Origin of the sequence: Mesorhizobium sp. M1A.F.Ca.IN.020.06.1.1, from assembly GCF_004023265.1 — a bacterium.
GTDB lineage: Bacteria > Pseudomonadota > Alphaproteobacteria > Rhizobiales > Rhizobiaceae > Mesorhizobium.
Map to the genome: position 1 here is coordinate 1 of NZ_RZSR01000121.1, position 9280 is coordinate 9280.

A 9280-nucleotide genomic window follows, 5' to 3' on the forward strand; every position below is an offset into this window, starting at 1 on the left:
TTCTGGAAGCGCGCCATCGAGGAAAATGTCGCCGACGATGCCGGGCTCGAAAAGGCGATCGGTCTGATGACCCGCCATGGCGCCATCGCCGACACGATTGGCCGCGCCCGTCACTTCGGCGAGATCGCCCGCGACGCGCTCGCGCCGCTGGAGGCGACGCCGCAGAAATCGGCGCTGATCGACGTCATCGATTTCTGCATCAGCCGCGTCAACTGAGCGCCTGTCGGTTCTCCTTGGCATCGCCTGGCGTCCGCCGGGCGGGCGCCTGTGATTCCGCTCTGGCCGTCTCGACAAACGGCAGCTCAGCAAATTATCTATAAAACATGGCCACCACAGAGGACACGATCGCCGTCCGCATCAGCAAGGAACTGGCGGACCGCATCATTTCGGGCGCTATCGAGCCCGGATCGCGGCTGCGCCAGGATCATGTCGCCGAGGAATTCGGCACCAGCCACGTGCCGGTGCGCGAGGCCTTCCGCCGCCTCGAGGCGCAGGGTTTGGCGATCAGCGAGCCGCGCCGCGGCGTGCGTGTGGCCGCTTTCGATCTCGGCGAGGTCAGGGAAGTGGCCGAGATGCGCGCCGCGCTCGAAGTGTTGGCGCTGCGCCACGCCGCGCCGCATCTGACGCCGGCGATCCTCGACCGCGCCGAGGAGGCGACCAAGGCGGGCGACAAATCCCGCGATGTCCGCTCCTGGGAGGAGGCCAATCGCACCTTCCACCGCTTGATCTTGACGCCCTGCAACATGCCGCGTCTTCTCTCCACCATCGATGACCTGCATGCCGCAAGCGCGCGTTTCCTGTTCGCCGCCTGGCGCTCCGAATGGGAGACCCGCACCGATCAGGATCACCGCGCGATCCTGAGCGCGCTGAGGCAAGGCAACACGGAATCGGCTGCCGCCACGCTCGGCCGGCATGTGCAATGGATCGGGCAGAAACCGGTCAAGACCGCTTCCGGCAGGACTCGCGACGCCTTCGCCATCGTCGGCTAGCGCGAGAACGCAGACACAGCTGCCTTTCTGCGCTCCGTAGCAGTCAAATGTCGGTGAATGGCTGAGCCTCATTGCTCCTGCGATCTGCCTCCGCAAGGCAGCGCTTGCTATCTCCGCAAAAATGTGGATTCGATAATAGATCGATTGCAGGAATTATCTATAATTTCAACTCAACCAGGGACCTCACCGTGACAAACATCGCCGTTTCGACCCGCCAGTCTTCCTTCAGCCCGCTCCAACTGCACAGCCGCTCCGTTGCCTGGCAGTTCGGCGCCGTCGTCCTCGGCTCGCTGTTCCTGGCGCTGTCATCCTATATCGAGGTGCCGATGGTGCCGGTTCCGGTGACCATGCAGACCTTCGCGGTGACGCTGGTCGGTGCGCTCTATGGCTGGCGCTTCGGCGCGCTGACCATCGCGGCCTGGCTTGTCGAGGGTGCCGCCGGCTTCCCGGTTCTGGCCGGCGGTGCGGCCGGCGTGCAGCATTTTATGGGCCCGACCGGCGGCTATCTCTTCTCCTTCCCGATCGTCGGTGCGATCGTCGGCTGGCTGGCCGAGCGCGGCTGGAACGGCAATCGGGTGATGCTTGCCTTCGCCGCCATGCTCATCGGCAATCTTCTCTGCCTGGTTCTCGGCACGGCCTGGCTTGCCGCCATGATCGGCGCCGAGAAGGCCATCACCTTCGGCTTCCTGCCCTTCATTGTCGGCGGCCTCCTGAAGTCGGCGCTGGGCGCCGCGACGCTGAAGCTCTTTTCCACCTATCGGGCCGAACCGCGCGACCACTCGTCAAAGATGCAATGACTGTCAGGCTGCGCGCCCACCATCTGCTCTGCCTGCTGACCTATGTCGGCAAAGGCTACTCGCCCGCCTTCACCGCCAACTACGACAAGGTGGTGAAGCGGCTGGGCGAGGGCGAGGCGGTCCTGATCGTGTCCGGGCCGGACGCCATCTGCGCCCCGATGCTGGACGAGCGCGAGCCGCACTGCCTGGGCGAAGGCGCCGCCGAGCGCGACGCGCTCGCGGCGCGCGACGTCGGCGCTCTCCTCGGCCGGCCCGTCCGGGCCGGCGACCGGCTCGTGTTGGATGCCTCCAGCCTGGCGCCGATGCGCAAGGCGTTTTCCTCCGGCCTGACGCGTCAGGCGTGCTCGGGCTGCGAATGGTCCGACCTGTGCAGCGCGGTTGCCCTCAGCGGATTCCAAGATACGCGTCTTTAGGCGGCGCTGTCTGCGGCTTCCCGCGCCGGACTTTTTGGATGCACGCCGTATTTTTTAAGCCCGATGATTGCATTGTGATTCGCTGCGGATTGAAGCCTGACCCCAAAAAGGCCATGCTTTGTCGGGAAAACATCGACTCTGTGGGCGGTCCGCCAAGGGGGGATCGCGTCTGGCTGAAAGGGATACAATGCGGCAAGGACGTGCGCGCTGGCTGACGAGGCTGGCATTTTTAGCGGGTGTGGCGCTGTCGGTGCCGCCTGCCCATGCCAAGGAAAACTCCCAACCGGTCCAGATCACGTCCTTTTCGGGCGCCTATCTTGCCGCCCATATTGCCGAAAGCGACAACGATCTCGACAATGCCATCGCCTATTACAAGCAGGCCCTGGCCTTTGCCCCCAATGACACCGAACTGCAGCAGAGCCTCATGCTGGCGCTGGTCGCCCAGGGCCGCTTCGAGGAATCGCTGGTCTATGCCGACAAGCTCAAGGAAGTTCCCGATGTCGAGCGCTTCTCGCGTCTGGCGCTTGCCGTCGATTCCTTCCACAAGAAGGACTACGCCAAGGCTCAGTACTGGCTGAAGCTGTCGCTCGAATCCGATCTCGACCGGCTGCTCTCCGGCGTCATGGACGGTTGGGCCAAGGAAGGCGCGGGCGATGCCTCCGAGGCGATGGCTTCGATCGACAAGCTGAAGGGGCCGGACTGGTTCGGCCTGTTCAAGTCCTTCCATCGCGCCCTCATCGCCGACGCCGCCGGCCTTTCCGCCAAGGCCGATGAGATCTACGCCGCCACCCTGGCCGATACCGCCGCCGGCGGCTCCGCGCCCGAGACGTGGATGCGCAATGCCCAGGCCTATGCCTCGTTCCTCGCCCGCAAGGGCGACAAGACAAAGGCGATGGCGGTGCTGAACCAGGCCGAAGCCTTCGCGCCTGGCAAGCTCGAAATCACCACGCTGCGCGACAGGATCAGCAAAGGCGACAAGATCGAGCCCCTGGTCGCTACCCCGGCCGACGGCGCCTCGGAAATCCTGCTCGACCTCGCCACCGCGCTCAACCGTGGCGGCGGCGAGCCTTTCGTGAGGCTCTATCTGCAATATGCGCTGGCGCTGAAGCCGGACAGCGACGCCGCCCTCGTGCAGCTCGCCGCCGTCGCCGAGCAGCTGAAGGACGGCGAAGGCGCGATCGCGCTCTATCGGCGCATTCCGGCCTCCTCGCCATTGAAGGAGCTTTCTGAGCTGCAGCTTGGCCTGAACCTTGCCGATATCGACCGTCACGACGAAGCCATCGCGCATCTCAAGGGCTATGTCGATGCGCACCCGACCGACATGCGCGGCTACCTGGCGCTTGGCGGCGTCTACTCCTCCAAGGAGGACTACCGTTCGGCTGCCAATCTCTACGACAAGGCGGTCGAACAGCTGAAGACGCCGACTGCCGCCAACTGGAACATCTTCTACCAGCGCGGCATCGCCTATGAGCGGTTGAAGGAATGGCCGAAGGCCGAGCCCAATTTCCGCAAGGCGCTGGAGCTGCAGCCCGACCAGCCGCAGGTTCTGAACTATCTCGGCTATTCCTGGGTCGACATGAACACGAACCTCAAGGAAGGCCTGGCGATGATCCAGAAGGCCGTGGATCTCAGGCCAAGCGACGGCTACATCGTCGACTCGCTTGGCTGGGCCTATTACCGCCTCGGCCGCTTCGACGACGCCGTGCGCGAAATGGAGCGCGCCGTGTCGCTGAAGCCCGAGGATCCGGTTCTCAACGACCATCTGGGCGACGCCTATTGGCGCGTCGGCCGCAAGCTGGAAGCGACCTTCCAGTGGACCCAGGCACGCGACCTGAAGCCGGACCCGGATGTGCTCGCCACCTTGCAGCAGAAGCTGCTGAAGGGCCTGCCGCCGATCGAGTCCAACACGGCGCAGGAAACGCCGAAGGTGAAACCGGTCCCGCCCGCGGCGCCGAAGGGCTGAGGCGCACATTTCTGCAGTTTGGCGGGGCCCTTGGGAGCCCCGCAACGTTTTCAAAACATCTTGCGGTAGACGACGAACCCCGAGCGCTCGCCGATCCTGTCATAGAGCTGCATGGCGGTGTGGTTGGTCTCATGCGTCAGCCAGTAGACGCGACCCGAGCCCGCGGCTTTGGCGCGCTCGTAAACGCCTTCGATCAGCGCCCGGCCGACGCCGTGGCCGCGCGCGGCTTGTGAGGTGAAGAGATCCTGCAGATAGCAGTTCGGGGCGATCGCCGTGGTCGAGCGGTGGTAGAGATAATGGACGAGGCCGAGAAGCTTGCCGTCGCGCTCGGCCACCAGAGCATGCACCGGCTCGTAAGCGTCGAAAAAGCGCGACCAGGTCATCTGGGTGATCTCGCCGGCAAGCGCGGTCTCGCCCGAGCGGCCGTAGAATTCGTTGTAGCCGTCCCAGAGCGGCAGCCACTGCTCGTAATCCTGCTGGGTGACGGGGCGGACGGTGAGTTGACCGAGCATGGCGGGAACCTTTGTCGTTGCGGCTCGCCGAAGCAAACGGCCCGCGTGATCGGCCGGCAATGGGCCACCCGCCGGCAAAGCTTCAACCTCTCCTCGATGCGGCGCCCTGCCTTGACGCTTGCCGGCCCGGCAACTAGGGAAAGCCCACTCCCAGCGCATTCCGAGGCCGCCGTGACCGTCGAGATCCCTGCCCACATGCATCCCAGCCGCTCCTTCCAGGGGCTGATCCTGACCTTGCACAACTACTGGGCAGCTTACGGCTGCGTCATCCTGCAGCCCTACGACATGGAAGTCGGCGCCGGCACCTTCCACCCCGCCACCACCTTGCGCGCGCTCGGCCCGTTGCGCTGGAACGCGGCTTACGTGCAGCCGTCGCGCCGGCCGAAGGACGGCCGCTACGGCGAGAACCCGAACCGGCTGCAGCATTACTATCAATATCAGGTGATCCTGAAGCCGAACCCGCCGAACCTGCAGGAACTCTATCTCGGCTCGCTGGAAGCCATCGGCGTCGATCCGCTGCTGCATGACATCCGCTTCGTCGAGGACGATTGGGAAAGCCCGACGCTGGGTGCCTGGGGCCTCGGCTGGGAGTGCTGGTGCGACGGCATGGAAGTGTCGCAGTTCACCTATTTCCAGCAGGTCTGCGGCATCGAATGCGCGCCGGTGGCGGGCGAGCTCACCTATGGGCTCGAGCGCCTCGCCATGTATGTGCAGGGCGTCGACAATGTCTATGACTTGAATTTCAACGGCCGCGAGGGGCCTGAGAAGGTCACCTATGGCGACGTGTTCCTGCAGGCCGAGCAGGAATATTCGCGCCACAATTTCGAATTCGCCAACACGGCGATGCTGCTTCGGCATTTCGAGGACGCCGAAGCCGAGTGCAAGGCGCTGCTCGCCGCCGGCGCGCCGGCGTCGAACGACAATTCGTCGATGCACCGTCTGGTTTTCCCCGCCTATGACCAGTGCATCAAGGCCGGCCACGTCTTCAATCTGCTTGACGCCCGCGGCGTGATTTCCGTGACCGAGCGCCAGAGCTACATTCTGCGCGTGCGCAACCTTGCCAAGGCTTGCGGAGAGGCGTTCCTGCAGACGCGCGCGGGCGGCCTGGCGACTTAGCCCAAAGTCACGCTGGCGATCTCGGCGGCGGCTGCCATCGGCAACGTGATCTGGACTGTCGCGGCATCGATCGTCCGCAGTGCCTGTCGCACGCCCGGCATCGAGAATGTGCCATGCATCTGGGCGGCGAAGCAGGCGCTCAGTGCCAGGATCTGCAGGATTCTCGATGCCGTCTTCATGGTCGTTCAGCCAATAGTTCTCCGTCTGAGCGTTGGTCGCTTCAGCACTGTGTTTGGTTCATGGGGTGTCTGTTCTTATGACGGGTGGGCTCGTGTCGTCCCGACAAAGAACTGAAAATTTCCTGAAATAGCTCGAACTGCCGACCGGCAGGCAGGGTGACAGGCGCGAGCCGAGTTGCTATGCGCCCTCTACCTCCCCCTTGATGGGGGAGGTCGCCGCGAAGCGGCGGGTGGGGGTGACGGGCGCTTCCCTATGCCAAAACTTGTTCGGTTCAAGCTGCAGTCCGCACGAAGGCTGCGCGCGGCAATGACCGAGGAGGAACGCAGGCTGTGGCGGCACCTCTGGCGTATTCCGGTCGAAGGAACGCACTTTCGTCGACAAGCGTCGGTTGGCGGTTACTATCCTGACTTTATCTCCCATCGGCTGAAGCTGATCATCGAGGTGGATGGCTTCCAACATGGCTTTGATGGCCAGCAGTGCCATGATGCAGTCCCAACGAGATGGTTTGAGAGCTAGGGCTATCGCGTCGTCCGCTTCTGGAACCACGAGATAAAAAACGAACTGGATTCCGTTCTCGATACAATCTATGCGGCTGTGGAAGAACGAAAATCACACCTTGGTCTGCGCGATGGTGCCGAAGGTGCTGGCGGCTGAAACGCCGCCACCCCACCCCGGCGCTGCGCGCCGACCCTCCCCATCAAGGGGAGGGTAAGGAGCTAACTGATGCCTGACCTCCTCCTAGAACTCCGCTCGGAAGAAATCCCCGCGCGCATGCAGCGCAAGGCGGCCGGCGATCTTCGCAAGATGCTGACCGACGGCTTGATCGAGGCGGGTCTGACCTATGAGGCGGCGCGCGAATACTGGACGCCGCGACGCCTGGCGCTGGACGTGCGCGGGCTGACGGCGCGCTCGAAGGACATTCGCGAGGAGATCAAGGGCCCCTCGACCACCGCGCCCGACCAGGCGGTGCAGGGTTTTCTGCGCAAGGCCGGCCTTTCGTCGATCGCCGAGGCGCATGTCCATTCCGATCCCAAGAAGGGCGACTTCTACGTCGCCCACATCTCGAAGCCGGGCAGGGCGGCGGAAGAGATCATCGCCGAGCTGGTGCCGGGCATCATCAAGAACTTTCCCTGGCCGAAATCGATGCGTTGGGGCGCGGCCTCGGCCAAGCCCGGCTCGCTGCGCTGGGTGCGGCCGCTGCAATCGATCGTCTGCACCTTCGGCCCGGAGACCGAGGAGCCGGTGGTGGTCGATTTCGAGATCGACGGCATCCGCTCCGGCAACGTCACCTACGGCCACCGCTTCCATGCACCGGGCACGATCACCGTGCGCCGCTTCGACGACTATGTGGCGAAGCTCGAAACGGCCAAGGTCGTGCTTGATGCCGACCGGCGCAAGGAGATCATCCTGGCCGATGCCCGCAATGTCGCCTTCGCCAACGGCCTCGATCTCGTCGAGGACGAGGGCCTGCTGGAAGAGGTCTCCGGCCTGGTCGAGTGGCCGGTCGTGCTGATGGGCGAGTTCGAGCAGGATTTTCTCACCATCCCGGCCGAGGTCATTCGCCTAACCATTCGCGCCAATCAGAAATGCTTCGTGACGTCGCGCCCAACCTCCCCGCTAGAGGGGGAGATGTCGGCGAAGCCGACAGAGGGGGGTGCCGTCCCGCCGTTCTCTCAGCGCGAGGCACTCCCCTCTGCCCTGCCGGGCATCTCCCCCTCAGGGGGGGAGATTGGCCAATCGCCACTCTCCGATCGCTTCATCCTGGTTGCCAATATCGAAGCGAAGGACGGCGGCAAAGAGATCGCCTACGGCAATGGCAAGGTGGTGCGGGCGCGTCTCTCAGACGCCCTCTATTTCTGGAAGACCGACCAGGGCGATCTGCCCGACCTCGGCACGCTGCAAGAGTCGGCGGCGAAGTTCGAGCTGGATCTAAAGAAGCCGCTCGACCAGCGCATGGCGCGCCTTGACCATCTCAATGTGACCTTCCATGCCAAGCTTGGCACACAAGGGCAGCGCGTGGCGCGCATCAAGCGCTTGGCCGAGGAATTGGCGCCGACGGTGGCGAAGTCGATCTCCCCCCTTGAGGGGGAGATGGCCGGCAGGCCAGAGGGGGTTGCTTCGGCTGGTGCGACGCATTCTGGCATTTCGAAGAGGGAAGAGGTTGGCACTCCACGCGAGACGACTCCCTCTGTCGCCTCTGGCGACATCTCCCCCTCGAGGGGGGAGATTACCGCGCTCGTCGCCCGCGCCGCGGTGCTCGCCAAGGCCGACCTGCAGACCGAGGTGGTAGGCGAGTTCCCGGAATTGCAGGGCGCCATGGGCTGCAAATATGCGCTGCTCCAGGGCGAGCATCCGTCGGTGGCCGCGGCCGCCGAGGAGCACTACAAGCCGCAAGGCCCGTCCGACCGGGTGCCGACCGACCCGGTGTCGGTTGCTGTCGCGCTGGCCGACAAGCTCGACACGCTGACAGGCTTCTGGGCGATCGATGAAAAGCCGACAGGCAGCAAGGATCCGTTCGCGCTCAGAAGAGCTGCACTCGGCGTGGTCCGGATCCTGATCGAGAACCGCATTCGCCTCGGACTGACATCGGTCTTCGCCAACGCCTTTGCGAGCTTCGCCAGCGATGCCGCACAAATTTCGGATCTCCTCGGCTTCTTCCATGACCGCCTCAAGGTATATCTCCGCGAAAGCGGTGCACGATACGATCTTATCGACGCCGTCATCACGCCGCAGTCCGACGACCTTCTGCAGATCGTTCGCCGCGTCGAGGCGCTGGGCAAGTTCCTCGACACGGAGGATGGCAAGAACCTGCTTGCCGGTACCAAGCGCGCCGCCAACATCCTGGCTGCCGAGGAGAAGAAGAAAACACGGGTCGCCGAGATTGTTGAGCCGGCGCTGTTCCGCGAGGATGCGGAAAAGAAGCTGTCGGCCGCGGTGAATCAGGCCGAGAAGGAAGCCGGCCAAGCGATTCAAAACGAAGATTTTTCCGCCGCCATGCTGACGCTTAGCGTCTTGCGTGAACCAGTTGATTCATTCTTTGAAGGGGTTCTCGTGAATGATGAGGACCAGGCCGTGCGCGCCAACCGCCTGGCGCTGCTTGCCCGCATCCGCGCCGCCACCGACCAGGTCGCCGATTTTTCAAAAATCGTCGGCTGACAGCCAGAATGCCGGTCGGAAGCTGCATGCTCCGTAAGGCGCGGGAGGCCGTCGCGCCTACATCGCCTTGCTGAAGCGCGGCGGCGTCGGGGCAGCTTCCGGTTGGACTTCCGGTTGGGTCTCGCCGTCAGACGCGGTTGCCGTCGTGGCGGGG

8 protein-coding genes and 2 pseudogenes are annotated in these 9280 nt (G+C 64.2%); 8 read left to right on the forward strand and 2 right to left on the reverse strand.

All coding sequences use genetic code 11. The features are described 5' to 3' along the window. The 5 genes and pseudogenes from EOA60_RS08045 to EOA60_RS08065 all read left to right on the forward strand — a co-directional run. Positions 1-216: pseudogene (locus EOA60_RS08045) on the forward strand (polyprenyl synthetase family protein); the annotation flags it as partial. Between the two features lie 107 nt (positions 217-323). Further along, the gene (locus EOA60_RS08050; protein WP_095800918.1) at positions 324-989 is read left to right on the forward strand and encodes a GntR family transcriptional regulator; all 666 of its coding nucleotides are present in this window, start codon (positions 324-326) and stop codon (positions 987-989) included. A gap of 188 nt (positions 990-1177) precedes the next feature. Continuing rightward, complete coding sequence (locus EOA60_RS08055; protein WP_095823829.1) at positions 1178-1786, forward strand: biotin transporter BioY; 609 nt, start codon at positions 1178-1180, stop codon at positions 1784-1786. Then, positions 1783-2199 carry a DUF1284 domain-containing protein gene (locus EOA60_RS08060; protein WP_095800916.1) on the forward strand — a complete coding sequence of 139 codons (417 nt, stop codon included), beginning with the start codon at positions 1783-1785 and terminating at the stop codon, positions 2197-2199. Before EOA60_RS08055 ends, EOA60_RS08060 begins: the two co-directional genes overlap by 4 nt. A 187-nt stretch (positions 2200-2386) precedes the next feature. Then, positions 2387-4162 (forward strand): tetratricopeptide repeat protein, encoded by a 1776-nt coding sequence (locus EOA60_RS08065; protein WP_095823828.1) that lies wholly within the window; start codon positions 2387-2389, stop codon positions 4160-4162. A gap of 50 nt (positions 4163-4212) precedes the next feature. On the opposite strand, the gene EOA60_RS08070 is transcribed toward EOA60_RS08065, so the two are convergent. Beyond that, on the reverse strand, positions 4213-4674 hold the full coding sequence (locus EOA60_RS08070; protein ID WP_095823827.1) for a GNAT family N-acetyltransferase: 462 nt from the start codon (positions 4672-4674) through the stop codon (positions 4213-4215). Positions 4675-4845: 171 nt separating this feature from the next. On the opposite strand from EOA60_RS08070, the gene EOA60_RS08075 reads away from it, so the two are divergent. After that, positions 4846-5790: a glycine--tRNA ligase subunit alpha gene (locus tag EOA60_RS08075; protein ID WP_127334981.1), complete on the forward strand. Its 945-nt coding sequence runs from the start codon at positions 4846-4848 to the stop codon at positions 5788-5790. Here the strand turns inward: EOA60_RS08075 and EOA60_RS08080 are convergent. After that, entirely contained in the window at positions 5787-5969 is a 183-nt protein-coding gene (locus EOA60_RS08080; protein ID WP_095823826.1) for a hypothetical protein, read from the reverse strand. The two genes, EOA60_RS08075 and EOA60_RS08080, sit on opposite strands and share 4 nt — an antisense overlap. A 307-nt stretch (positions 5970-6276) precedes the next feature. Here EOA60_RS08080 and EOA60_RS08085 point away from each other — a divergent pair. Continuing rightward, positions 6277-6624, forward strand: a pseudogene (locus tag EOA60_RS08085) (DUF559 domain-containing protein). A 69-nt stretch (positions 6625-6693) separates the two neighbouring features. After that, positions 6694-9126: a glycine--tRNA ligase subunit beta gene (gene glyS / locus EOA60_RS08090; RefSeq protein WP_095823825.1), complete on the forward strand. Its 2433-nt coding sequence runs from the start codon at positions 6694-6696 to the stop codon at positions 9124-9126. Positions 9127-9280 lie beyond the last annotated feature (154 nt).